The sequence below is a fragment of the Nocardia sp. BSTN01 genome (assembly GCF_015354405.1).
GTDB lineage: Bacteria > Actinomycetota > Actinomycetes > Mycobacteriales > Mycobacteriaceae > Nocardia.
Genome location: NZ_JADKYP010000042.1, coordinates 1 through 25,131 on the forward strand (window position 1 = coordinate 1; position 25,131 = coordinate 25,131).

Annotated in this window: 14 protein-coding genes; 10 read left to right on the forward strand and 4 right to left on the reverse strand. The window is 68.7% G+C overall.

The features are described 5' to 3' along the window. Positions 1 to 102: 102 nt before the first annotated feature. Both IRT45_RS38095 and IRT45_RS26320 read right to left on the reverse strand, forming a co-directional pair. Positions 103 to 927, reverse strand: coding sequence for a Fur family transcriptional regulator (locus IRT45_RS38095; RefSeq protein WP_375540157.1), 825 nt, complete (start codon positions 925 to 927; stop codon positions 103 to 105). Between the two features lie 594 nt (positions 928 to 1,521). After that, the gene (locus tag IRT45_RS26320) at positions 1,522 to 1,824 is read right to left on the reverse strand and encodes a hypothetical protein (RefSeq protein WP_194808551.1); all 303 of its coding nucleotides are present in this window, start codon (positions 1,822 to 1,824) and stop codon (positions 1,522 to 1,524) included. A gap of 187 nt (positions 1,825 to 2,011) precedes the next feature. On the opposite strand from IRT45_RS26320, the gene IRT45_RS26325 reads away from it, so the two are divergent. Beyond that, on the forward strand, positions 2,012 to 3,016 hold the full coding sequence (locus tag IRT45_RS26325) for a permease (RefSeq protein WP_194808600.1): 1,005 nt from the start codon (positions 2,012 to 2,014) through the stop codon (positions 3,014 to 3,016). Next, on the forward strand, positions 3,013 to 3,750 hold the full coding sequence (locus IRT45_RS26330; protein ID WP_194808552.1) for a TIGR03943 family putative permease subunit: 738 nt from the start codon (positions 3,013 to 3,015) through the stop codon (positions 3,748 to 3,750). The genes IRT45_RS26325 and IRT45_RS26330 overlap by 4 nt, the downstream gene beginning before the upstream one ends. Positions 3,751 to 3,811: 61 nt before the next feature. Here IRT45_RS26330 and IRT45_RS26335 read toward each other — a convergent pair whose 3' ends face one another. Together IRT45_RS26335 and IRT45_RS26340 are read right to left on the reverse strand one after the other, a co-directional pair. Further along, positions 3,812 to 4,483 (reverse strand): class I SAM-dependent methyltransferase, encoded by a 672-nt coding sequence (locus IRT45_RS26335; protein ID WP_194808553.1) that lies wholly within the window; start codon positions 4,481 to 4,483, stop codon positions 3,812 to 3,814. A 43-nt stretch (positions 4,484 to 4,526) separates the two neighbouring features. After that, positions 4,527 to 5,648: an aldo/keto reductase gene (locus tag IRT45_RS26340; RefSeq protein ID WP_194808554.1), complete on the reverse strand. Its 1,122-nt coding sequence runs from the start codon at positions 5,646 to 5,648 to the stop codon at positions 4,527 to 4,529. 114 nt (positions 5,649 to 5,762) lie between these two features. Between IRT45_RS26340 and IRT45_RS26345 the strand changes: the two genes are divergently transcribed. Genes IRT45_RS26345 through IRT45_RS26380 form a run of 8 tightly spaced genes read left to right on the forward strand, consistent with a single transcriptional unit; the run spans position 5,763 to position 24,240 of the window. Beyond that, positions 5,763 to 9,557 (forward strand): non-ribosomal peptide synthetase, encoded by a 3,795-nt coding sequence (locus tag IRT45_RS26345; protein ID WP_194808555.1) that lies wholly within the window; start codon positions 5,763 to 5,765, stop codon positions 9,555 to 9,557. Then, positions 9,544 to 10,041 carry an OsmC family protein gene (locus IRT45_RS26350; RefSeq protein ID WP_194808556.1) on the forward strand — a complete coding sequence of 166 codons (498 nt, stop codon included), beginning with the start codon at positions 9,544 to 9,546 and terminating at the stop codon, positions 10,039 to 10,041. Before IRT45_RS26345 ends, IRT45_RS26350 begins: the two co-directional genes overlap by 14 nt. After that, a complete protein-coding gene (locus tag IRT45_RS26355) occupies positions 10,038 to 17,357 on the forward strand; it encodes a type I polyketide synthase (protein WP_194808557.1) in 7,320 nt (2,439 codons plus the stop codon). The genes IRT45_RS26350 and IRT45_RS26355 overlap by 4 nt, the downstream gene beginning before the upstream one ends. Continuing rightward, positions 17,354 to 18,082 (forward strand): trans-aconitate 2-methyltransferase, encoded by a 729-nt coding sequence (locus tag IRT45_RS26360; RefSeq protein WP_194808558.1) that lies wholly within the window; start codon positions 17,354 to 17,356, stop codon positions 18,080 to 18,082. Before IRT45_RS26355 ends, IRT45_RS26360 begins: the two co-directional genes overlap by 4 nt. Before the next feature lie 17 nt (positions 18,083 to 18,099). Continuing rightward, positions 18,100 to 19,410 carry a 3-hydroxy-9,10-secoandrosta-1,3,5(10)-triene-9,17-dione monooxygenase oxygenase subunit gene (hsaA, locus tag IRT45_RS26365; protein ID WP_194808559.1) on the forward strand — a complete coding sequence of 437 codons (1,311 nt, stop codon included), beginning with the start codon at positions 18,100 to 18,102 and terminating at the stop codon, positions 19,408 to 19,410. After that, the gene (locus IRT45_RS26370) at positions 19,407 to 20,750 is read left to right on the forward strand and encodes a trans-aconitate 2-methyltransferase (RefSeq protein ID WP_194808560.1); all 1,344 of its coding nucleotides are present in this window, start codon (positions 19,407 to 19,409) and stop codon (positions 20,748 to 20,750) included. The genes hsaA and IRT45_RS26370 overlap by 4 nt, the downstream gene beginning before the upstream one ends. Then, positions 20,747 to 23,230: an FAD-binding protein gene (locus IRT45_RS26375; protein WP_194808561.1), complete on the forward strand. Its 2,484-nt coding sequence runs from the start codon at positions 20,747 to 20,749 to the stop codon at positions 23,228 to 23,230. Before IRT45_RS26370 ends, IRT45_RS26375 begins: the two co-directional genes overlap by 4 nt. Beyond that, positions 23,227 to 24,240, forward strand: a complete 1,014-nt coding sequence (locus tag IRT45_RS26380) for a fused (3R)-hydroxyacyl-ACP dehydratase subunits HadA/HadB (RefSeq protein WP_194808562.1) — start codon at positions 23,227 to 23,229, stop codon at positions 24,238 to 24,240. The genes IRT45_RS26375 and IRT45_RS26380 overlap by 4 nt, the downstream gene beginning before the upstream one ends. Positions 24,241 to 25,131 lie beyond the last annotated feature (891 nt).

Sequence of the window (25,131 nt, forward strand, 5' to 3'; positions counted from 1 at the left end):
CGGAATCCATCCAGGCACGGCAGAGCGTTGGGCACGGTTCGCCCAGAGCGGGTGGTCGGACTACCTAGCTGCACGTGGCCCGATCGAAGCCAGCGCCGTAACTCAGACCTGATCGGCACTGTTGGCGTCAGGGTATCTTCCCTTACCCTCAGCGCCGCTGGCGCAAACTGGTTCGTCAGCGCTTGCTTCCAGAAGGCCCCGCTTACGCCTGCGCTCGGGGACCGGAAGGTTCCAGATAGAGCGGTGTTGTAGCGGGAGGCCCAGGGGAGCGGACGTTGACTTCCCGCCTTGTCGACCGAGGGCTGCCGGGCCGGCGTGGAAGTCGGCCTCGCTGGGGCAGTTCCGGCAGTTCCCGCAGATTCCGTAGATGTCGAAGCGGCATTCGATGTCGGTGTAACCGAATTGTCGGCCGAGTCGGACGGCCTGTTGGTCGAGAGCTTCGAGCGTGAACCTCTCGGCATGACCGCATCGCCGGCAGACGAGATTGTGGTGGCGTTCTTCGCGACCGCCTATGCGATAGAGCAATTCACCGTCTTCGGAGCGCATGGTTTCAACCTGCTGCAGCTCATCGAGCCTATGCAGAATGCGGTATACGGTAGAAGGTGCTATCGGCACGGTGTAGGTGCGTAGTTCAGCGTAAATTTGTTGGGGCGTCCAGAAGCGGTCCTCGCGGCTCAGGAGTGCCAACACCGTTCGAGTTCGCCTACTCTCCCGGCGGGACGACTCAAGTTCGGACTCTCCTGCTGTGGTCGTCACTTCAGTTCGCTCTCGCGTCGTCGGGGTGTCGGGCGAAGTGGCGATGATGAGATACACGAGGGTGGCCCGAGCTCCGTGAGGTCGGCGAGGAACGGGTGGATCGTCGGGCGATTTCGCCGACGGCACTGACCTTTTCGCTCTGCCCCGGAGGAACACCGACTGTCGCGGCATGGCGCATGCCGCAGACCACGAAGGGCCACTGGGTAGCCGACGTACGAGATTGCGGCAACGGCAAGAGCCGGTCGGGCGTGAAGGCTCCTGAGTTGTATTGTGTGGCACGGTAATTCCGCGGAGCGTCTAGGGGTCACGGGCGAGTAGTTCACCTTCCTCTCCCGAATCGACGTCATGCCCGTCGGTGTCGACCTGGCGGACTGGCGGCCAACGTGCTCCCTCTGATGCCTGCGCCGAGGATCGCTACATCCTAGGTGGGGTCGGTCTGTTATCAAGTTTCCGCACTCCTGCTCGGCCCGGATCCCGGTCCTGCGGGCGTATCCATTATTGATAACGAAAATCACTGTCAATTGTGACAGGCCACGCTCGGGCGACTTTCCAACGATGGGGAGAGTTGTCAATAGCGGCATCCGATGTAACCGCCTCGGTCGCACGGTTTCTCGGCGTCGCATGGGGGAGTGATGCCCTCGGCGGCTGCTGCTGGGAATTGTGATTACAGAACATGTCAACGCCCCGGCCGTCGGCTGCCGGCGGGGGCGTTGTACGCCAACGCTTGCCTGAGATTAGCCGCGTCGGCGCTGGTGGTGTGGTCTGTCAGTGTTCGTCGTAGTGACCGTTGTGTGCGGCGTGCCGATGTCCGTCGTGGACGTAGTCGACATGGTCGCCGTGCGGAACGGCGACGTGACCGCACCCCTCGCCGTGGACATGGTCGTGTTCACCGGCGTGTTCGGCGTGTCCTGAGGGTTCGCATTCGTCGACATGGTCGTCGTGGACGCGGTGAAGATGTCCGTCGTGGACGTAGTCGACGTGGTCACCGTGCGGGACGGCGACGTGGCCGCATGCTTCGCCGTGGATGTGCTCGTGGCTCGGATGGGGATTATGGACGCTGTCCGTCATCGGATTCGTTCCTTCCTGAAGACCTCTGTTCCATCCAATAATTCGTATCCTCGCTTATGATCGGGGCGTTGCCTAGAGATTGCTGACCTCGGCCGACCTACCGGCGTCCGCGCAGCACCTGGCAGGAAATGGCAATCGTTATCGCTTAAGGTTTGTGCGGCAGCGAATCAGCAGGGGAGGGGTGGTGATGGTCGACCATCGCGTTCGGCGGTCGGTGCGGTCCAGGGTGTCTTCGACGTATGTTCTCGTCGCGGTGGTGTGTGCCGGATTGATCGTTCAGGGGTGGCTTGCCGGGTTTGTCGATCGCCACGTGCGATGGCAGACCGCGACCACGGTGTTCGTCGGCGTCTTTGTTCAGGCTGTGCCGTTTCTGGTGTTCGGTGTGCTGGTCAGCGGCGGTATCGCCGCTTTCGTTTCCCCGGCGTTGTTGCGAAAGATTCTGCCGCGCAACGAATCCGCCGCGATCGGCGTGGCCGGGGTGGCGGGTATGGCCCTGCCGGGATGCGAGTGCGGGGTCGTTCCCGTGGCCCGGCGTTTGATCGATCAGGGGGCGCCCAGTTCGGTGGCGTTGGCGTTCTTGCTGTCGGCGCCGGCCACGAATCCGGTGGTGCTGGTGGCGACGGCGGTAGCGTTCCCCGGTGAGCCCGGCATGGTCGGCGCACGGTTCAGCGGTTCTCTTGCCACCGCTGTCGTGATGGGCTTGCTGTGGTCGCGGATCGGACGCCCGGCGTGGATGCTGCCTACGGTCGATCGCCACGATCACTGCGCCGGCGGGCGAACCAAGTGGGAGGTGTTCACCGAAGCCGCACGACATGATCTGTTGCAGGCCAGTTCGTTTCTGGTCCTCGGTGCGGCGGCCGCGGCGGCGCTGCACGTGCTCGTTCCCCCTGGCTGGTACGAGCAGTTGGCCGGGCGCATGGTGGTGGCGATCGTGGTGATGGCTCTGCTGGCCATCGTCCTTGCGCTCTGCTCGGAGGCCGACGCATTCGTCGCGTCGAGTATGTCGGCTCTGCCGCTGCTGCCGCGGTTGGTGTTCCTGGTCGTGGGTCCTGCGGTCGACGTCAAGCTCTTCGCCATGCAGGCGGGCAGTTTCGGGCGGCGGTTCGCGGTTCGCTTCTCGCCGTTGACTTTTGTGGTGGCGATCGGCTGCGGCACCGTCGCGGGATATCTGTTTCTCGGGGGTGCGCGATGAAGCGGGAAACCCAGAATCTGTTGTTGGCGCTGGTCGGTGCCGCGATCCTGCGCACCGCGATGGATGGCAGCTACCTCCGTTACGTCAAACCCGGTCTGCATCCGTTTCTGCTTGTCAGTGGAACCGGATTCGTTGTGTTCGCCGTGATCTCGATCGTGCGTGACATCCGGCGCTCCGGACTCTCCCCTGATCACGAACACGGACGCGAGCAGTGGCTGTTGCTCGCACCCGCCGCGGCGCTGTTGTTGATCACTCCGCCCGCGCTGGGGGCGGATGCGGTGGCGACCTCCTCGCGCGTGCAGGTGTCCGCCCCGGTCGCCGATGAACCCGAGTTACGACCGTTTCCGCCGCTACCGGACGAACCCGCTCCGACCCTCACGATTTACGATCTCGCCAACAGAGCGGTGTACGACTCCACCCATTCGCTCGATGGACGCGAGATCACCATCAGCGGTTTCGTCCTCGCCCCGGAAGGCGAGGGCTCACCGCGCCAGGACGCTTCGACGATCGACCTCGCGCGTGTGCTGATCACCTGCTGTGTGGCCGACGCGCGATACATTTCGGTTCACCTGTCCGGAATCGCCGAACCGATCGCCGCCGACACCTGGCTTCAGGTTCAGGGCACCGTCGAACCCGGCAGTGCCGGCCGCGACCCCGACAAGATCCCCACCCTCCGCGTCACCGATGTCCAGCGCATCCCGGCACCCGACCATGGATACGAACATCCCTACTGAGAGCTGCTGATCGTGTCGCGTATGAAGTCCGATGGCCTGGTCGTCGGTGGTGCCCCGGGCGTCAGTGGGAGTCCTGGTCTGGACGTTGTTTCGCTTCCTTGTCGGTGACGGTGGGGGACTTCGCGGCGTGGACTGCGGTGGCGAGTTGGAAGACGCCGTCGATGCGGCTGACTCGGACGTCCTGGAATCCCGCGGAGTCGAGCAGCGCGCGTAGCTCGTCGTCGGTGTGGAATCGCACACGGCGCGCGACGGGGGCGGGCATGGTCGTGCGCGGAGGTTGCGGTGCGACGGTGTGGATGACGAGCCGTCCGCCTGGTTCCAGGACTCGCCGCAGCTCGGCGAGAACAGTCGCGGCGTCGGTGAAAAAGAAAGTGTTCATCGTTGTGGCGCAGCTGAAATGCGCGTCGGGCAGCGGCAGTGTCTCGGCATCGGCTTCGAGGACCTGCAGCCGGCCCTCACGCAGGGCGTCAGGATTGGCAGCGGCGGTGAGCGCCACCATGTCGGCACTGTGGTCCACGGCGGTGACGCGGCATCCGGTGGCGAGGGCTCGGGTGGCGAATCTCCCTCCGCCGCAGCCGATTTCGAGCAGCCGGTCGTGGGGGGAGAGGTTCAGGGTGGCGAGGGTATCGGCGAAGATGCTGTGATGGGCCTTCATGTCCTTCCACATGAGGCGTGCGAGGCGGCCGCGGGGGCGGCGCAGCATGCGGTCGGTGAAAGTGTCGGCGAGGGACATCGGAATGCGCTTTCTGTCGGAGGTGGGGGTGGAGCGGGTGCGGTCAGGCGCTGGTGTGGTGCTGTATCCGCATGTCACCGAACATGCTCTGGCGGGCCATGGGCCGGGTCAGGACGTTGTGGGGGTAGCCCGGTGCGGCGGCGGAGACCGTGTCGAGGCGGTGCAGGTGGTCCTCGTCGAGGGTGAGGTTCAGGGCCGCGAGGTTGTCGATGAGCTGCGCGTGGGTGCGGGCGCCGAGAGTGGGAGTGATGACGCCGGGCTGATGGAGGATCCATGCCAGGGCGACCTGGGCAGGGGTGCCGCCGAGTTGCGCTGCGATGTCTCGCACGGTGTCGGCGATCGTCAAGGATCGATCGGTCAGTGAGCCGTTCGCGTGGATCAGATGCGCACGGGAACTGCCGGTAGCCGGTGTGCGACCGGTGCCGGGCAGGTCGGCGCGAGTGTACTTGCCGGTGAGCACGCCGCCCGCGAGCGGCGACCAGCCGACGACGCCGAGTCCCAGTGTGTCGGCCATGGGAAGCAGGTCGGGTTCGGCGCTGCGTTCGGCCAGATGGTATTCCAGCTGCAGGGCGATGAGCGGGGACCAGCCGCGCAGGTCGGCGATGGTCTGCAGGCGGGCGATCTGCCAGACCGGGGTGTTGGAGATTCCCAGGTAGAGCACCTTGCCGGCACGCACGAGATCGTCCATGGCACGCAGGATTTCGTCCACCGGCGTCAGGCCGTCCCACATGTGCAGATACAGCAGGTCCAGGTAGTCGGTGCGCAACCGCCGCAGGCTCGACTCGACGGAGGCCACCATGCTTTTGCGGTGATTGCCACCGGAGTTCGGGTCGCCGGGGCGTCGCAGCATGGTGTATTTCGTTGCCAGCACAAGTGATTCGCGGTCCGTGGCGGCGAACTCGCCGAGCCATTCCTCGGCGGTGCCGCCTGCGTACTGGTTGGCGGTGTCGATGAAGTTCCCGCCGCGCGATACGTAGGCGTCGAAGACGCGCCGGGCTTCCGGCTTGTCGGTGCCCCAGCCCCAGTCGTTGCCGAAGGTCATGGTGCCCAATGCCATGGGGGACACGCGCAGCCCCGACCGCCCCAGCAGCCGGTAGTCGTCGAGGTCGAGCGGGCGGTGGTGCGGGACCGCGGATCGCGAGGTGGTCCGCGCCTGGTCGCTCATCGGGCAATGCTCCTCTCGCGCTCGATCGCGGAGGCCGCCACCGAGCGCTTATTGAAAATCGTTGTCAATATCGTTTACTCTAGGCGCGTTGATACTGCCGAGCAAGGGCTGGAGATGGCGACAACAGCAGAAGAGGTCCGGCGTTGTGTCGGAACGGTTCTCGGCATCACGCCGGGCGAACTGGTAGCAGACCGCCGATTGCAGGAACTGGGCCTGGATTCGTTCCTCGCCGTGCGCCTGCATCTGCGACTGGCCGAGCGCACCGGCATTCGCGTGCCCATGGAGTCCTTCGTCGGCGCGACCCTCGCGACGCTGCTCGCCGAGGTCGAGAAGCGCAGCGGTACAACGGAATCCGAATCAGAAGCGCGCACGCACGCCGCAGCGCCGTCCGAGCCGCCGGTGCTGGAGGAGGAGTTGACGCCGATCCAGGCGTCGTATTGGGTCGGGCGGGAGCCCGGCATGCCGCTGGGCGGCGTGTCGACCTTCTACTACTTCGAATTCGACCGTGCCGCAGCGCTGTTCACCCACTCCGATCCGTTGGCCGAAGTGCGGGCGCTGGAGGCGGCGTGGAACCGGGTGGTCGATCGGCACGACATGTTGCGCGCGACGATCACCGACGAGGGCCGCCAGCGGGTGCATCCGCCCGGACAGCGGTATTCGATCGGCATCACCGACCTGCGTGAGCGCCCCGACGCCGAGGCCGTGCTGGCAGAGTTGCGGGAACGGAAATCGCATCAGGTCCTCGACGCCGCGACCTGGCCATTGTTCGATATCCACGCCGCACTGCTGCCCGAGGGCGGGCTGCGGCTGTTCGCGGGCTTCGACATCATCGTGCTGGATATGGCCGGCTGGATCCAGCTCATGCGGGAATGGGGCCGGTTCGTCGCTGATCCCGCCGCCGACCTGCCGGCGCCGAGGTCGTCGTTCCTGCGCATCCTCCGCGATCGGCGCGCTGCCGAGAGCGAACGCCGCGAGACCGACCGGGCCTACTGGCAAACCCGCGCGACGACCTTGCCACCGGGCCCCCGGTTGCCGTATGCCGTTGTCCTGGAAAAGATTCCGGCGTCCCGATTTCACCGCCATCAAGACCGGCTCACCCCGGCCGAGTGGTCGGCGCTGGCCCGCCGGGCTGCGGCGCGCGGCCTCAGCCCGACGGCCGTCCTGCTGGCGGGCTTCGCGGTGACGCTGTCGCGCTGGGGTGCGACCGACCCGTTCTGCCTCAACACGACGCTGTTCGACCGCCCCGATGCCGAAGCCGACGGTGTTATCGGTGATTTCAGCACCACGGCACTGGTCGAAGTGCCCGCCCTGGACCCGCTGACATGGCGCGGATTCACCGATTTCGCGACCCGGGTCAACACCCGCTTCTGGGCTGACCTCGAACACCGCTCCTACAGCGGGGTGGAAGTCCAGCGCGACCGAGTCGGCGACCTGACTCCACGCTATCCGGTCGTCTTCACCAGCGGTATCGGCCTCGGTCAGGCCGAGACAGGCGCGGCGGCATGGCTGGGCGTGGAGGCCTTCGGCGTCTCGCAGACACCGCAGGTGGCGCTGGACCATATCGTCTGGGACGAAGACGGCGGCTTGCGCCTGGCCTGGGATGCCGTCGAGCAGGCGTTCCCGGCCGGCTTCGTGGCGCACATGCTCGGCGCGCACATGCGGCTGCTGCGCACCCTCGCCGACGACGACACCGCATGGGACAGCCCGGAATTGGGCTGGAACCCGCATTTCGAGGCGATAGCCGAACTGCCCGCCGGTCGTCGAGGCCACGGCGAACTGCTCATCGGCCCACAGCGCCGGGCGGCGCGATCACATCCCGACGCGCCTGCCGTCTTTGCCTCCTCGGGCATGCTGACCCACGACGAGCTGCGGCGGCGCGCGCGGGCGCTGGCGGCCAGGCTCACCGCGGCGGGCATCGGCCCGAAGGATCGCGTGGCCGTCGTGCTGCCCAAATCGGCTGATCAGGTCATCGCGGCGTACGGAATCCTTTGGGCCGGAGCGGCTTTCGTGCCGATCGAGCCGGACTGGCCGGAACCGCGGATCGCATCGGTGTGCCGACGCGCCGAGATCGCCCACGCGGTGACCTCCACGGCCGCGGCCGCGCGCCTGCCCGGCACCGTCACCACGCATCACCTCGGCTCCGGATCGGAAGCCGACCGCGCCCCCGACGCGGGCGAGGTGCCCGACAATGCCGTCGACGATCTCGCCTACGTGATCTTCACCTCGGGGTCGACCGGTGAGCCGAAGGGCGTGGCCATCGAGCATCGAGCCGCGCGGACCACCCTCGACGACATCAACGACCGTTTCGCCATCGGGCCGCGGGATCGCGTTCTGGCATTGTCGGCGTTGAGTTTCGACCTGTCGATCTACGACCTGTTCGGTGTGCTCGGTGTCGGCGGCGGTGTGGTTGTGCCCGACGCCGACCGGCTGCGCGATCCCGGGCACTGGTGCGATCTGGTTGCGGCGCATGGGGTCACGGTGTGGAACACCGCACCGGCGCTGGCGGAGATGCTCGTCGAATACGCCGAATCCGACCCGGTGGCGGCCGCGAAACTGCGCTCGCTGCGGCTGATGCTTCTGTCGGGCGACTGGATTCCGCTGTCGCTGCCCGACCGGCTGCGCGCGGTGATCGGCGATGTCCGTGTGATCGGTCTCGGCGGCGCGACCGAGGCCGCGATCTGGTCCATTGCCCATCCCATCGACGGCGTCGACCCGCGGTGGACCAGCATTCCCTACGGTCGGGCGCTGCGGGAGCAGCAGTTCCTCGTGCTCGACGACGACGGCCGGCCCTGTCCGGTCGGCGAGCCCGGGGAGCTGTACATCGGCGGGGCCGGGCTGGCGCGTGGCTACGTCGGCGACGAGGAGCAGACCGCGCAACGCTTCGCCTGGAACGCCCGCCTGGGCCGCAGGCTCTACCGCACGGGGGATCTGGGGCGTTGGCGTCCCGACGGTGAGATCGAGTTCCTGGGTCGCGCCGACCGACAGGTCAAGATTCGCGGTCACCGTATCGAATTGGGTGAGATCGAGTCCGTGATCGCGCGTTTCCCGGGCGTGCGGCGCGGTGTCGCCGCAGCGGTGCCGGGCGCGGATGAGCGACCACGTCTGGTGGCCTATCTCGTCACCGGTGAGGCCGCCCTCGACACCACCGAACTCGCCGCCCATGCGGCGCGGCATCTGCCGCCCTACATGGTGCCGACGAGATGGCTGACCGTCGATTCGATCCCGCTGACGCCGAACGGCAAGGTCGACCACGCTCGCCTGCCGAATCCGTTTCACCGCAGCGGCATCGACGCTGCCGTGCCGGAAGCGGATGACGGGGAAGCGGTGAACCCCGAGGATGTGTCCGCGGGCTGGCTGGTCGAGGCGGCACGCCATGCCGCCGAGCGCGGGCTCGCACTCACGGTGCGACTCGAACCGGCCGACTCGCAGGCGGCGGATCCCGCCACCGGAGCGGAGTGGCTGGCCCTGCTGCGCGACAACGCGCGAGCACACGGGTTGACGGTGGCCGCGTCCGAGGGCGCGCCGGAACTGACCATTGCCCCACCGGCCCCGGCTGCGGGGCAGCAGCACATCGAATCCCTTGTGGCGCAGGTATTCACCGAACTGCTCGGTCCGTCCGTCACCCCGATCACCCCCTTCTACGACCTCGGCGCGACCTCTCTCACTCTGGTGCGCGCCCACCGCAGGCTGCGGCACCTGACCCCGGCGCTGACGGTTCCCGACCTCTTTCGGCACGGCACCGTCCGCCGCCTGGCGGCCTGGATCGCCGCGCACACCGACTCCGCCGATGCCGCGCCCGCGCACCGAACGCCCGGCGTGCGCATCGACCTCACAGCGGCCGTCGCCCGCGGACAACGCCGGCGCGGCCACCGATCGAAAGCGAGGCTCACAGCGCATGGCGCTCACTGACACCGTGCACCGGCTGCGCGCCGCCCTGCTGCGCGGCACCGAACGCCGCCGGCGGTTCGCCGCTCACACCCGGCATCGGCCCGGAACGGCCACCGAAATGAGCGTGCGCGTCGGCGGCCACCGGTTCACCGTCGACGAACCGGTCGCCGCCGGAGGCGGGGACGCCGGTCCCGATCCGATCGGGCTCGCACTCGCCGCGCTGGGCACCTGCCAGGCGGTCACCTACCGATTCCACGCCGCCCGCCTGGGGATCGATATCGACACGCTCACCGTGGACGTGACCGCGGATCTGGACCTGGGGCCGATCTTCGGCGTCAGCGACCCCATCCAGCCCGGCCGGATCCTGGTGCGCGCGAACCTGAACGGCCCTGCCACGCCCGCCCGCTACGAGGAACTGCGGCGCCTGGTCGAGCAGTCATGTCCCGTACTGGCCATGCTGCGCGGACAGGTGGCCATCGAGTCGGAAATGGAGATCGCCGCGTGACCGACGACAACGCCATCGCCATCATCGGCATGGCCTGCCGCTTCCCGGGCGCACCCGACCTGGCGTCGTTCTGGGAACTACTCTCATCCGGCCGCGAGGGCCTGACCCGCTTCGACGACGCCGACCTGGCGACCCGCGGCGTCCCGGAAGACGTTCGCCGCCATCGCCATTATGTGCCCGTCGGCGCGATCATCGCCGGACAGGAGCAGTTCGACCCGGCCCACTTCGGTCTGACGGGCCACGATGCCGCCCTGCTGGATCCGCAGTTGCGGCTCCTGCTGGAATGCGCCTGGGACGCCCTGGGCGACGCCGGCCACCGCGCCGGTGGTGGCCTCGGTGAGATCGGCGTGTTCACCGGTGCCTCGCACAGCGACTATCGGGAAGCCAACCTCGCCGCCTACCGCCGAGGCGCCCAACAAGATCCGCTGGGCCTGCTGCAGGCCGACATGGGAACACTCACCGACTATTTCCCGCAACAGATCTCCTACCGACTGAACCTGACCGGTCCCGCGGTGGCGGTACAGGCCACCTGCGCGACCTCTTTGGTGGCGGTGCACATGGCGGTACAGTCGCTGCTGCACGAGGAATGTGACGCCGCCCTCGCCGGCGGCGCATCTCTGATCGTGCCGCAGGGGCGCGGCTATCTGCATGTGCCCGAAGCCATCTTCTCCGCTGACGGGCACACCCGCTCCTTCGCCGCCGACGGCACCGGGATGGTGCACAGTCAGGGCGCGGGCATCGTGGTGCTGCGGCGGCTCGCCGACGCTCTGGCCGACGACGATCCGATCTACGCGGTGATCCGCGGGACGGCGGTCAACCACGACGGTGCCGGGAAGGCCGGATTCACCGCGCCCTCGGCGGCCGGGCAGGCGCGGGTGATCGCCGAAGCCCTTGCCGTCGCCGATATCGACGCGGACGCCGTCGACCTCATCGAGGCTCACGGCACCGCGACGGTACTCGGTGATCAGATCGAATTGGCCGCGCTGGCAGCCGTTTTCGGCGAGCGCACGGTGCCCGATCCGATTCGGGTGGGGTCGGTCAAGAGCAATATCGGCCACACCAACAGCGCCGCCGGCATCGCCTCGCTCATCAAGACCGCCCTGGCATTGCACCATCGATGTGTCCCCGCCACTCTGCACGCCGACACCGTGCATCCGGAACTGGGCAGACATCAGGGAGTGTTCGCGTTGCCCGGAACTACCCGAGACTGGCGGGAGCGCAATGGGACTCGCATCGCCGGGGTGAGCTCGTTCGGCATCGGCGGCACCAATTGCCATGCGGTGCTGGCGCAAGCGCCCGCAGCCATCCTCGGCGAGGCGACCGACGGCGCCGCGCAGCTGCTGCTGGTGTCGGCCGCCTCGGAATCCAGTTGTCGTGCCCAGCTGGATATTTGCGTCCCCGACGGTAGCCACGCCGACTACGCCTTCACCGCCAGCAGCGGCCCGCACGCCGAAAGCGGATGGCGCGCTGCGGCTCTGCTACGCGCCGGCGACGCCGCTGCGCGTGTGATCACCCTGCGGGAAGTGCCTCGAGAACGCTCACGAATCGTCTTCGCCTTCCCGGGCGCGGGGGCGCAATACGCAGGAATGGGGGCCGGGCTCTACCGCGACGAACCGGTGTTCGCCGGTGTCGTCGACGAATGCGCGAAAATACTGGACCCCCTGCTCGGCTACGACATTCGCGACATCGTGTCCGGCCACGCAGCCCCCGGTGAGGTCGACGACATCCGACTCGGCCAACCCGCACTGTTCGCCGTCTCCCTCGCGACGGCGAGCACCCTGCGCGCACACGGCCTCGAACCCGACGCCGTCCTCGGCCACAGCCTCGGCGAATACGCCGCCGCCGTCGTCGCGGGCATGCTGACCCTGCCCGACGCCGCCCGACTGGTCGCGGTACGCTCGCGGGCCTTGGCCGCCACGGCGCCCGGCGGCATGCTCGCCGTCGAGCTCAGCGAAGCCGATACCCTGCGGGAGCTCACCACCCACCCGGACTTCGCCCTCGCCGCGGTGAACGCTGCCGACTCCTGCGTGGTCTCCGGCCCGGAACCCGCGCTCGACGCCCTGGCCGCACGCCTGACCACCACGGGAATCCGGACCAGCCGACTACGCGTGGCAGCCGCCCTGCATTCACCGAGCGTCGCCGCCGCGGTGCCACCCCTACGCGCGGCCGCGGCCGAAATCCCCACCATTGCAGGCACTCTGCCGCTCTTCAGCACGCTCACCGGCCGGGCCATGCGAACTCTGGACACCGACCACTGGGCGCGGCATCTGGTCGAGCCCGTCCGCTTCGGTGCAGCACTATCGGCGGCCACCGCCGAACCCACCACCATCGTCCAGGTCGGGCCCGGCAGCACCCTGGCCACGCTCGCGCGCCGTGTTCGGTCCGCGCCGCCGATCACAGCCCTTACCACCCTGCCGGACGCCGCCGAATCCGCCGTGGTCGGGGACCGCGAAGCTGGCGAAGACCGCTCCACTCTGCTCAACGCGCTCGGCGAACTCTGGTGCGGCGGTATAGATGTCGACGTCGAGGCCCTGTTTCGGCGGCGTCGCCGCGTCCGCCTGCCCGGCTATCCGTTCGACCGCCGCCGGACATGGATCGACCCGCCTTGCGCACCTGGCAGCGGACCCCTTACCCCACCGGTCGACTCGATTCCGGAGCCGAACGCTGCCGCGACGGCAGGCGTGCAGGCGCGGAAGGTGGCCGAGAACCGGCGGGAAACGGCGGTACCGGAGCGGGCAGTCGTCACGACCTCGGCTGCAGCGGCCGTCGAATCGGTGGCCGGTCCGACCGCGGCGCCACCGGAATCGGATCCGAGCGGGGCGCCGGAATCGGCACAGCTCGTGGCCGGACACACGGCGACGGCGGAGCAGCTCTTTCCGGCCACGGACTCGGAGCGGATCGTCGTGACGCTGTGGGAAGAGTTGCTGGGCGAGACCGTGATCGGGTCGGAGGTCGACTTCTTCGCGCTCGGTGGCACTTCGATGACCGCGACGCGGATGCTCGAGCTGGTCAACGACAAGGCAGGCACCGATCTGCGGATGCGTGAATTGCTCTCGCATTCCACGGTTTCGGCGTTCGCGGCCTTGCTGGACAATCGTCGCGGCGCGTCCGGCTTCGGCGCGGCCACGGAGGTGCCGGAGGCGGTGTCCCCGGCGGGTACGACGCCGGCGGAGTCGACACCGGCGTCGCCTGAATCGGAATCCCTGGCACCTGCCACCTCGGCAGGTGTGGCGTCGCAGGCAGAGGCTGCGCGGTTTCCGCTGACCAGGGTGCAGCACGCGTACTGGGTCGGCCGGTCGGGAGCCTTCGGTCTCAGCGACGTCGCCTGCCACATCTATCTCGAGTATGACTGCACCGACCTGGATCTCGACCGATACGAGCGCGCCTGGAACGCGGTGATCGGGCGGCACGACATGCTGCGGGCCGTGATCACCGAAGACGGGTACAACCAGGTGCTCGCGCAGGTGCCCGACTACCGGATACGGCGGCACGATCTCGCGACGATGCCGGCCGCTCAGCGGGAGGAGACGCTGGCCGATCTGCGACGCAGGCTTTCACACCGGGTCCACCGCCCGGACCGATGGCCGCTGTTCGACGTACGGGCCGCGAAGCTCGACGAGCACACGACGCGGCTGTTCGTCGGCATCGACGCACTGATCTGCGACGCGGGCAGCTTCTTGATCCTCGACCACGATCTGCGCGACCACTACCTGAACCCAGCCGCCGAGAAGGCACCGGTGCGTGTCCGGTTCGCCGACTACGTGGCACACGCCGGCAGCCGCGCCGACAGCATGGAATCTTCGCGGGCGCAGAACTATTGGCAGCAGCGATTGCCCGAACTACCCGCGCCGCCGAACCTGCCGACCCGGACTCGAACCCAGGCGCAGCCCTGGTTCGCCCGTCGCGCCGACCGGCTCGAGCCCGGAGACTGGCAGGCCCTGCGGCAGGCGGCAGCCGCCCACGGCGTCACCCCGTCGGCGGTGCTGCTCACCGCCTACGCCGATGTGCTGGCGGCCTGGTCCGGAGACGACCGGTTCACGCTGTCGCTGACCCTGGTGGACCGCCCGGCGGCGCTACCCGGAATCGAAGACGTGGTAGGTGATTTCACCACCCTGCTGGCCCACGAGGTGGACCGCACGGGCGGGGGTTCGTTCGCCGAGCGGGTGGCGCGCACCCAGCGGCAACTTTTCGACGACATCGACCACCGTGCCTATTCCGCGCTCGACGTGCTCGCCGACCTGTCCAGCCGCACCGGGCAGCGGCAACTGCTGCCGGTGGTGTTCACCAGCGCTCTGGATGTGGCCGAGCTGGTCGGCGGCGACCCCGATCTGGAGTGGGCGGGCCGAATCACACACGGTGTCAGCCAGACTCCGCAAGTGTGGCTCGACCATCAGGCGTTCGTCCAGGCCGGGGGATTGCAGGTGCAGTGGGATGTGCTCGAGACCGTCCTCGACCCACAGGCCGCCGACGCCGCTTTCGCCGCTTATGTGGCCCGGCTACGTCGGCTGGCCGGCGAGCCCGACGCCTGGACCGCACAAGAAGGTCCGAGATCGGGTGCCGCCGAGGACATCTCGGAGGGTGTCACGCAGATTTGGGAACGGGTGCTGTCGCTCGAACCCGGAGTGCTACAGCCTGATTCGACCTTCATCGGTTTGGGAGGAGACTCGGTGCTGGCGGTGCGGATGGCGACGCTGGTGCGCGGCCGGTTCGGCGTGGCCGTGCCGGTGGTCGACCTGGTCGGCGATATCACCGTCGCCGACCTGATCGCGGTCGTTACCGAGCGCCGCTCCGAATCCGCACTGCCCGCCGTCGAATTGGCGCGCCAGGCAGATCCGGACGCCCCGTTCCCACTGACCCCGCTGCAGCAGGCCTACTGGGTGGGTCAGCAGCACGGCTACGCGCTGAGCTACGACTCCGCCCACAACTACGTCGACTTCCGGCTGCGCGGGATGGATCCGGGCGCGGTCGAGCAGGCGGTGCGGCGGCAGGTGGAACGTCAGCCCATGCTGCGCGCGATCTTCCTGCCCGACGGCACCCAGCAGGTACTCGCCGTCACCGATCCACGACTGACGGCCCTGCCCATCACCACCATCGACCTGCGCTCCGCGCCGGATGAGGTCCCGCGGGTGCTCGCCGGCATTCGCACCGAGATGCAACACGCAGGACCGGGGATGGACCCTTGGCCGTTCCGCATCACGGCGGTGCAGCTGCCCGGCGACGAACTCGGCCTGCACATCGTGTGCAGCCTGCTGGTCGCCGACGGCTGGTCGGTACAGCTGATGTTCACCGAGTTGTTCACCTACCTCGACGATCCCAACACCGTGCTGCCGCCACTGACCGCCCACTTCGGTGACTATGTGGAAACCATCAACCGCCAGCGCCTGGAACCCGAATGGCAGGCGCAGCGTGACTGGTGGCGGGACCGCCTCGACGAACTACCCACCGCACCTGCCCTGCCCATGACGGTCTCGTTCGACAAGGTGCGCCCGGACACGCTCGAGCGCAGGGAGTTCCGGATCGCCGGGGACCAGATGGCGATGCTGCGCACGCACTGCGCGTCGCACCACATTACGCCCACGACCGCGTTCGCCACCTGCTACGCCCTGGCGCTGGCCGAGTTGGCCGGGCATCGGCGGTTCCTGCTGAACGTTCTCTACCTCAACCGCCTGCATCTGCCCCGCGATCTCGACTACGCCATCGGCCCGTACGCGGGCACCGTGCTGCTGGATGTGGCGCTGCCCCAGCAGGCCACCTTCGCCGCCACGGCTCAACACCTGCAGGCGGCCATGGCGACCATGCTCGACCACGGTCAGGTGACGGGCGTGGAGGTGGTGCGCGAGCTGAGCCGTCGGCGTCGCGACACCGCACCCCAGGCGCCGGTCGTCTTCCATAGCACGCTGGGCCTGCACCCACCGGGCGGCACCCCGGAGACGGTGGATGTGCGCGACTTCTACCAGCGCGTGCGCACACCACAGGTGGCGCTGGATATGCAAGTGTTCCAGTGGGATTGGGACGACTCGGTGGCGGTCAACCTCGACGCGGTCGCCGAACTGTTCCCGCCGGGCGTCCTCGATGAGCTGTTCACCTCGGTCTGCGACCGCGTCACCGACCTGGTCCACCGCCCCGAGGCATGGACCCGGACCCTCATGTTGCCGACCGCAGAACAACCGGCCGGTCGCATCGACGCACCGGTGCGCGTCACAGCCGGCGGCCCGCCGGTGACCCCCACCGAGAAGGCGATCGCCCAGCTGTGGGCTCGGCTGCTGGAACCGGTCAGCGAGATCGATCGCGGCACCGACTTCTTCAGCGCCGGCGGCGATTCGATGATGGCGATCCGGATGCTCGGCCGGCTGCGCACGGAATTCGGGCTGACGCTCACCCCGCGGGAATTCCTCGCCGATCCCACTCTCGCCGCCGTCGCGGCGGCCGCCGAGCACGTTGTCGCCGCCGAGAGCCCGCGTGACTGCCTGGTGCCGCTGCGCGACGGTACGGGGCGGCCGTTGTTCCTAGTGCACCCGACCGGCGGTGATGTGCTGTGCTACCTCGATCTGGCCCGCGCCCTCGCCACCGGCGGACCCGTGATCGGCATCCAGGACCCCGAATTGGCCGGGGCCGCCGGGCCGCAGACCATCGCCGGGCTGGCCGAGGTCTACGAGCGGGTCGTGCGCGAGCGGCAGCCTTCGGGGCCGTATCGCCTCGGCGGCTGGTCCATGGGCGGCATCATCGCCCATGAACTGGCTCGACGGCTGCGCGCGGCCGGGGAAACGGTCGAGCTGCTCGTCCTGGTGGACGCCAATATCGCCGACCGCATCCACCATGTCGACGGCGGTGCGTTCTGGTCGCGGTATCTCGGGTCGCTGGAAGCCTTCCTCGACATCGACCTCGACGCCGATTCGCTCGGCATCGATGTCGACTCCCTCTCCGACACGGAGCAGCGCGCCGAAGCCGAGTCTCGCTTGGCGGCCGCCGGACTCGCCGAGCGTGGCACGCCGGAGGATGCGCGCCTGCGGGAGAACATCTTCCGTCGCCATTTGCGCGCGCTGGGCGAACACGCCACCGGCCCGCTCGACGGAGACGGGCTCGAGGTCCTCCTGATCCGCGCCGAACTGCCGTCACCGCGAAATTCCGGTGTCGGAATGGGTGTCGACGACTGCGCCGACCTGCAGGATCTGGGGTGGGCGGCCTACACCGGCGCCGCCATCGACTCGCGGCCGATCGCGGCGCACCATTACGCGCTACTGCGGCCACCGGCGGTCGGGCTTGTCGCGCAGGCGATTTCGGAGCTGCTGGCACGGCTGAATGAGGCGGTGAGGTGAGCGAGGAGTACGCGGCCGCCGCCGAGTTCTACGACCTGATGGCCACCCCGTACGTCGCGAGCGTGGAGCCCGCGCTCGCCGCGCTGCTGGCCGAGGTGGATACCATCGCCGGGCCCGTGCTCGACATCGGTGCGGGCACCGGTCTGTCCACCATGCTGGTGGCCGACGCCGTGCCCGACGCGCGGATCATCGCGGTGGAACCGGCCCCGGCCATGCGCGCGGTGCTGCTGTCCCGGCTGGCCGCCCGCAAGGATTTGCGCGAGCGAATCACGGTGTGGCCCAGTGGATTCCTCGACACCGAGCTGCCGGCACAGTGCGCTGCGGTGGTCGGGCTGGGCGTGATCGGCCACTTCGACGCCGCCACCCGGCCACGGGTCTGGCATGCCCTGGCCACCGCGCTGGTACCCGACGGCACGGCCGTCGTGGAAATACAACGGCCCGGTCGAGTCGAGGTCTCACCCGATCGCCGCTACACCACCGCGCGCGCCGGACTGCTGCGCTACGAGGGCTGGAGCCGGGCCGAGCCGGTGGACGCCGAATCCCTGGTCTGGCACATGACCTACCGCACCTATCGCGACGACCGCCTGCTGCAGGAAGTCACCGCCCGACACCGCGTCTGGCCCGCCGACGCCGACCGGCTCGCCCGCGAAGCCCGCGCCGCGGGCCTGACCCTGGCGTCCGCCGACTCCGCGACCGGGCTGCTGCGGTTCACCAAACACCCCTGACACGAAGGAATTTCGCCATGTCCGATACACATGCCGGTGTCACCGATCATCCGGCAACCGTGCCCGGCGTAGCTGCCGCGTCGGCCGCCGACAGCGCCACTGTGCTCACCGCCCTGCGCGCGGTGCTGCCCACGCTGCGCGAACGCGCGGCCGGAACCGAGCAGGCGCGCCGGATTCCGGTGGAGTCCATCGACGAACTGACCGACACCGGCATACTGCGGCTGCTGCAACCCCGCCGTCACGGCGGATACGAGACGCACCCGGCCGAGTTCTACACCGCCGTCGCGGAAGTGGCCGAGGCGTGTGGTTCCACCGGCTGGGTGGCCGCCGTGCTCGGCATCTCACCGTGGAATCTCGCGCTGTTCGACGCCGCAGCCCAGGACGAGGTGTGGGGCAGCGATCGGGACGCTCGCCTCTGCTCGTCCTACGCCCTGACCGGCACCGCCACACCGGTCGAGGGCGGGTACCGGCTCAGCGGCCGTTGGGGTTTCGCCTCCGGCTGCGACCACGCACAGTGGGCCCTGCTGGGCGCACGCGTCATGGACGGCGACACCGCCGCCGACTCCTGCACCTTCCTGGTCCCGGCCGCGGACTACACCGTAGTCGACGTGTGGCAGGCCGTCGGTCTGCGCGGCACCGGCAGCAACGACATCGTGGTCGACGACGTGTTCGTCCCCGCCTACCGGGTGCTGGACTCCGGCTCGGTCGGCACATGTGAGACTCCGGGGAACGCGGTCAACGACGGCCCGCTGTATCGAATCCCGTTCGGCTGCGTCCACACCAGCGCCATCACCGCCGCCATCATCGGCATGGCCCGCGGCGGCTACCACGCCCACCTCGACCAACAGCGCGATCGGATCCGGGTCGCGCTGCCGGGCGACGCCACCAAGGACAGCGGCTTCACCGGCAGCGCCTTCCGTGAGGACCCGGCCACCCTTACCCGCATCGCCGAGGCCGCCGGTGAGCTCGATGCCGCATGGGTGCTGCTCACCCATAACATCGACCGCCTCTACCACCTCGCCACGACGGGCGCGCCGATCCCGCCACCGGAACGACTGCGGCTGCGCCGCGACCAGGTGCGCGGCACCGAACGCGCCGTCTACGCGATGGACCGGCTGTTCGAGAACTCCGGCGGCCGCGCCTTGCGCCCGGACAGCGTGATCCAGCGCTGCTGGCGCGACGCCCACGCCGGACGGGCACACGCCGCCAACGACCCGGAGCGGGTGTACCGCATGTTCGGCTCCGCGGAACTGGGCGCCGCGCGACCGGCTCCGACAGCTGTTTCGTCGGCAGATGCGGCCTCCGGGGCGAAGGCGCGGCGCTCGTGACCGCCCGCCTGGCGTCTCTTGCCGCTGCGCATCCGTGGGTGCGGTCCGCCCACTGGGACCCGAATCGGGAGGCGATCATCGTTCATCCGGCCGACAGTGCGCTCGCGGTGCGGCCCGCGCCCGGGCCGCTGCTGAGCGAGCATCTCGAGCATTGGCGCCACGTCTACTCCTACGTGTACGCCGCCGCCGAGCAGCGCTACGGCGACGACCTGGACCTGTCCGGGTGGCGTGCCTCCGACACCGGTGCGCCGTTCGATCGCGCGCACATGCTCGAATGGATCGATCACGCCGTGCGGCTCGTGCTGCGGGGTGACCCCGCGACGGTGCTCGAAGTCGGTTGTGGCAGTGGGTTGCTCGCGCATCGCATTCATCCGCGCACCCGAGGCTATGTGGGACTCGATCCGGCCGAGCCCGCGGTGGAGCGGCTGCGTGCACAGGCGCTGCCCGGGGTGCGGGTGGTGCACGCCGCCGCCCATGAGCTCACCACCGCACCCGTCGTGGAGGCGCTGCGCTCCGTGGGGGCGACCGCGCCGGACCGCATCGTGTTCAACAGTGTCACCCAGTGCTTTCCCGACTCCGCGTATCTCACGGCGGTGCTCGAGGACGCACTCGATGTGGTGGCTCCCGGCGGAGCGGTCGTCGTCGGGGACGTCCGCAATCTGGCGAGCGCTGCCGCGTTCGCGCACTGGATCGAAGCCGCCCGGAATCCGGAGTCCACCGCGGCAGACCTGGCACGGCAGGCCGCGGCGCGACTCGCGGCGGAAGAGGAATTGCTCTGCGATCCACGGTTCTTCGCGCGCCTGGCCGACAAACACGGACGGGCGGTTCGCGTCGCCTGCCATGCGAAACCCATCGGCGCCGACACCGAGCTCACCCGATATCGCTATGACGTCGTCATGACCGTGGACGGGCCCGCCCCGGCAACGACCCGCACCGTGATGTGGGACCACCTGCCCGGCAGCGCGAGCGGGACGTGGCCGACCGCGCTGGCTACCGCCCTGCGCGACCCCGCTGTCCTGGTCACGGGCATCCCGAATGCCCTGCTGGACACACAGAATCCGGCGGCGGTGACGCCCGCGCAACTCGTCACGGTGATACCGCCCGACGCGGCCGTGCTCCTCGACTCCGCGGATGCGCGGGTCCTCGCCGCCGGCCGGCCGGAACAGCACGCCGGTGTCGAAGCCGTGGACGACAGCGGAGCCGTCGAACTGTGCACCGACCCGCTCGCCCGATTCGTACGTCTGCGCCTGCCCGAAGTCCTGGCCGACCATCTGGAGCAGCAGTCGCCGAACGCGTCGGTGCCCGCCATCGTCGTCGCCGAGGAGTCCGTCACCCGATGACCACCACATCCGATGTCGACATGCTGTCCGAGTTGCGCGCCGCCTGCCGAGGCCCGGTCCACGTACCGGGCGTTCCAGGTTACGACAGCGCGCGCCAACGCTGGAACACGGCCGTGGACCAGCATCCCGCAGCCGTCGTCGGCTGTACCGGGGTGCCCGATATCCGGGCGGCCGTGGCGCTCGCGCACAGGCACGGCGTGGCGGTCTCGGTGCGCGGCGGCGGTCACGAAGTCGCCAACCATGCCAACGCCGACGGCTCTCTGCTGCTGGACTTGTCGGCGTTGCGCACGGTGACCGTCGACCCAGCCGCCCGCCGGGCTGTCGTCTCGGCCGGAGTGACCTGGGCGGAGTTCGACGAGGTATGTCACCGGCACGGGCTCGCGGTGACCGGGGCCGACGTATCCACCGTCGGGGTGATCGGCACCGCGGTCTGCGGCGGCACCGGCTGGCTGCAACGATCGTTCGGATTCACCTGCGACAACGTGTGTTCGGCACAGGTGGTGCTGGCTGACGGACGCCTGGTACACGCCACTACCGACCACCACGCCGAGCTGTTGTGGGCGCTGCGCGGCGGCACCGGCAACTTCGGAATCGTGGTCGCCCTCGAACTCCAGCTGCACCCGATCACCACCCTGCACGCCGGAACGTTGCTGTTCCGGCTCGACCAAGCGCGCGATGTCTTTCGGCGCTTCCGGGAACTGTGCGCGGAGGCTCCCGACGAGCTGGCGCTGCGCGCCACTTTGCTGCACTGGCCGCCCACCGCGCCCGAGGGCCCGCCCATGGCCGCGATCACCGCCGCCTACCTCGGCCCCGAACGGCAGGCACGCGACGTGCTGGGACGCCTGCGCCGGATCGGCGAGCCGGAACTGGATCTCATCCGGCCGCTAAAATATCCCGAGCTGCAACGCAATACCGAACAGGCATTCCACGACGGCCACGGCACCGCGACCGGCTCGGAGTGGCTGCGCGCCTTCGACGACACCGCCATCGACGCGCTGGTCGATCTGGCCGCACGCATGCCCACCCAGTACTCGCTGATCTCGGTACACCAACTCGGCGGCGCGATTCGGCGAATGCCCGCGCACGCCACGGCATTCGGATTCCACGACGCGTCCTACCACATGGTGCTGTTCTCCGGCGGACCGCCAGGCACCGACCTGCGCGCCTCACGGCAGTGGATCACCGAGGTCACCGCGGCCGTGCAACAGTGCTCGGCGGGCGGCCCCTACATCGGAATCCTCGACGACGCCGCCTCGCCGCAACGAGTCCGCAGCGCCTATCCGCCCGCCACCTACGAGCGGCTGCGCCGGATCAAAGCCGAATACGACCCGGACAACGCCTTCCGCTGCAATCACAACATCCCGCCCGCCGACCCGGACAACACTGCGAGTCCGTCGACCCCGACGGGGACCGATCAGCCAGGGCGGCAGTTGCTCGCCGCACGCGACGATCTCGATCTGTTCGGCCTGCGCGCCATGACCGCGGTATTGAGCCCGGCACTGCCGGAGGGCACGGCCCGCACGGACGAACAGATCGTGACCGCGTTGGGCGTCCACCCGCGCCACTGCTGGCTGGTGCGCCGCTGGCTGGCTGAGCTCACCGACCGCCGATGGATCCGTCACGATCCCGAGCGCGGCTACACCGCCCTGCGCGAAGCCGACACCCCCGAACGCGCAACCCTCGCTCAGGTATGCGCGGACTTCGGCTTCCCCGCGCGACTGGCACGGTTCTTCGACGAGTCGAACCAGCGGCTGCCCGAACTGCTGCAGGACCGAATCCTGGCTCAGGAATTGCTGTTCCCCGATGCCGATCTGCTCACCGCCGACGCGGCTTACCGGGACAATCCGATCAACCGCCACTTGAACAACATTGCAGCCGAGCTGATTTCGCGTGCCGTCGAACGGCTGGCGTACCACCGGCAGCCGATCCGGATCCTGGAACTCGGTGCAGGCGTGGGCGGTACGACCGCCGACCTGCTCCCGGTTCTGGACGGCCGGGGCGTCGACTACCACTTCACCGACGTCTCGTCCTTCTTTCTCACCGCGGCCCGCGATCGCTTCGGTGCCTTCCCGTGGGTGCGCTACGGCGAAGTCGACCTCAACAGCGAGCTGTCCGCCCACCCGCCGTACGACGTCATCGTCGCCGCGAACGTCCTACACAACGCCCACGACTGCGCCCGGACGCTGCGGCAGCTGCACGACCTCCTGAACCCCGGCGGCGAGCTGGTCTTCATCGAGTCCTGTCGCGAACATGCCCAACTCCTGACCTCGATGCACTTCCTCATGTCCGCGCGCCCCGGCCGGACCCGCGCGGGCGAGAATGACTTCCGCGCGGGGACGAACCGGATCTTCCTCACCGAATCGGAATGGCGACAGCAGCTCGCCGCCGCGGGACTGCCGCCCCACGCGGTCTTCCCCGAGCCGAACGAGGCGCTGGCCGTACACGGCCAGCGCGTGTTCGCGGCCGGGAAACCGTCATGACGCATGAGGAAACGATGCCCCCGCCCCCGATGATCGGACACAGCTTCCGCAGCCGCGATCACTATGAGGTCGGGCGCGAGAAGATCCGCGAATTCGCCCGCGCGGTACAGGATTTCCACCCGGCGCACTGGGACGATGCGACAGCGGACACGCTCGGCTATCCCGGGCTGATCGCGCCGGTCACCTTCGCCTCCGCGACCATATCGGCAGGACAGCGGGATCTGCTGCGCACGGCATTGGGTGGCTATGATCCGGCCCGGCTCGTTCAGGTGGAGCAGGAGATCCACTGCCACCGCCCGGTCGTCGCCGGCGACCGGCTCACCCACGAGGTCACCGTGGACTCGTGGCGAACCCTCAGCGGCGGCGACATCATCGCGCTCACCACCGTGATCGGCGCTCTCGGCGCCGGTCCGGTGCAGACCGTGCACACCACCCTTACCGGACATGGCGGAACCGAAGGACAACGAGTCAGTGATATCGCGAAAAATATTGCCTTGCAGGAGCTTCCGATACCGCAGCGGGAACCATTCCACACCTCGAGGGGCAATCGGCCCTTTCCAGCGCGCCCGGCGAGTAAATTGTCAGGCAAGACCCCTGCGGGATATCGCTTCCCGTCGCGGACCTTTCGACTGACGCGCGGCGAGCTCGTCAACTACGCGGGCGTGTGCGGCGACCTCAACCCGATCCACTGGAGCGACGACATCGCCCGCGCCACAGGCTCTCCCGGCGTCGTGACCCATGGCATGCTCACCATGGGCCTGGGCGCCGCCGCCCTGACCTCCTGGGTAGGCCACCCCGCGGCGATACTCGACTACTCCACAGTTTTCACCCACCCCGTCCACGTCGTCACCGGCCGAGCCGCAGAGATCGAATTCACCGGAACGGTCACGGCCGTCGAACTCGGCGCGTCCCGTGCGACGATCGCGCTGGCCGCGCATTGTGACGGGAGGTCGATAGTCGGCCGGGCCGCAGCCACAGTGGCCCTGGGGGATCAGCCCATTGTATTCTGAATACGGACATTCGGAACTGTATGTCGACGTTTGCCCTCGGGGCAGCGGTGGGAGGCGTCATAGCGCGCACTCGCCACGTCCGTTCGCGTATCCACATACAAACAGTCGAATGTGGCGACGCGAAAGGCAGAGTCCGAGCCAGCTACCGTCGGTGGCTCGTGCCCAGCCTCGTAGCAGGCCCGGCACGGTCGCGGTGAGATCGAGCCCACCGGCCTTCACCCCCATGGCCACCTTATTGCGCCCGAATCCGTTGGGCGCGCTGGTGGGGATAACTCGCGGAAGAGTGACGAGTATGCGCTGTGGCGGGTCGACGACACGGCGCAATGGAGGGTTGAACTGCTCCGGCCAATGATCGAACATAAGTTCGAATGTTAGCGCGTCTAGTGCGTCGCAGGCGTCGGGCCGCGGACCGGTGTGGCTGGACGGGCGAGCTATCAAGAGGACAGTGACATAGCTGCGGCGAGCCACCCGCGGAGGCAGTGTGGCGATCCAGCCGTCGTTGATGCCGCCGTCGGGCCGCAGTCACAGGCCGCGCACGTCGCAGCAGCACGCGACCGTGCGGGTCGGTCAGCACCGCGCTTGTCGTCTGGGCGGCGGGCCGGTGGTTGTGCTGGGCGGCGGTGGGGTTCTCGGCTTGGATGGGGGGAGGCGTCGGTTGCTGGTGCAGGTTGCGGCTCGTGTGGGGATTGTTCAAGGCGTGAGGACGGGAGGGCGGAGTGACCGATCGTGGGGACCATCGCAACTGTGTCGGAGGGTGCATTCCTGCGTTGTCTCCGGCGGAGTTGGCGAGAAAGGGCGCGAGGTACCGCCTCGGTGCCGGCCGGCTCGAGCAGTTACTCGCCTTGTTGGAGGGGCGGTGCATGGTGTGCCTGCGTTGCCACGCGATGGGGT

Coding starts and splice junctions, on each gene's coding strand:
- IRT45_RS26350 (WP_194808556.1), top strand. CDS start 9,544: ATGGCGCTCACTGACACCGTGCACCGGCTGCGCGCCGCCCTGCTGCGC.
- IRT45_RS26340 (WP_194808554.1), bottom strand. CDS start 5,648: ATGAGCGACCAGGCGCGGACCACCTCGCGATCCGCGGTCCCGCACCAC.
- IRT45_RS38095 (WP_375540157.1), bottom strand. CDS start 927: ATGCCGCGACAGTCGGTGTTCCTCCGGGGCAGAGCGAAAAGGTCAGTG.
- hsaA (WP_194808559.1), top strand. CDS start 18,100: ATGTCCGATACACATGCCGGTGTCACCGATCATCCGGCAACCGTGCCC.
- IRT45_RS26375 (WP_194808561.1), top strand. CDS start 20,747: ATGACCACCACATCCGATGTCGACATGCTGTCCGAGTTGCGCGCCGCC.
- IRT45_RS26335 (WP_194808553.1), bottom strand. CDS start 4,483: ATGTCCCTCGCCGACACTTTCACCGACCGCATGCTGCGCCGCCCCCGC.
- IRT45_RS26345 (WP_194808555.1), top strand. CDS start 5,763: ATGGCGACAACAGCAGAAGAGGTCCGGCGTTGTGTCGGAACGGTTCTC.
- IRT45_RS26320 (WP_194808551.1), bottom strand. CDS start 1,824: ATGACGGACAGCGTCCATAATCCCCATCCGAGCCACGAGCACATCCAC.
- IRT45_RS26330 (WP_194808552.1), top strand. CDS start 3,013: ATGAAGCGGGAAACCCAGAATCTGTTGTTGGCGCTGGTCGGTGCCGCG.
- IRT45_RS26380 (WP_194808562.1), top strand. CDS start 23,227: ATGACGCATGAGGAAACGATGCCCCCGCCCCCGATGATCGGACACAGC.
- IRT45_RS26325 (WP_194808600.1), top strand. CDS start 2,012: ATGGTCGACCATCGCGTTCGGCGGTCGGTGCGGTCCAGGGTGTCTTCG.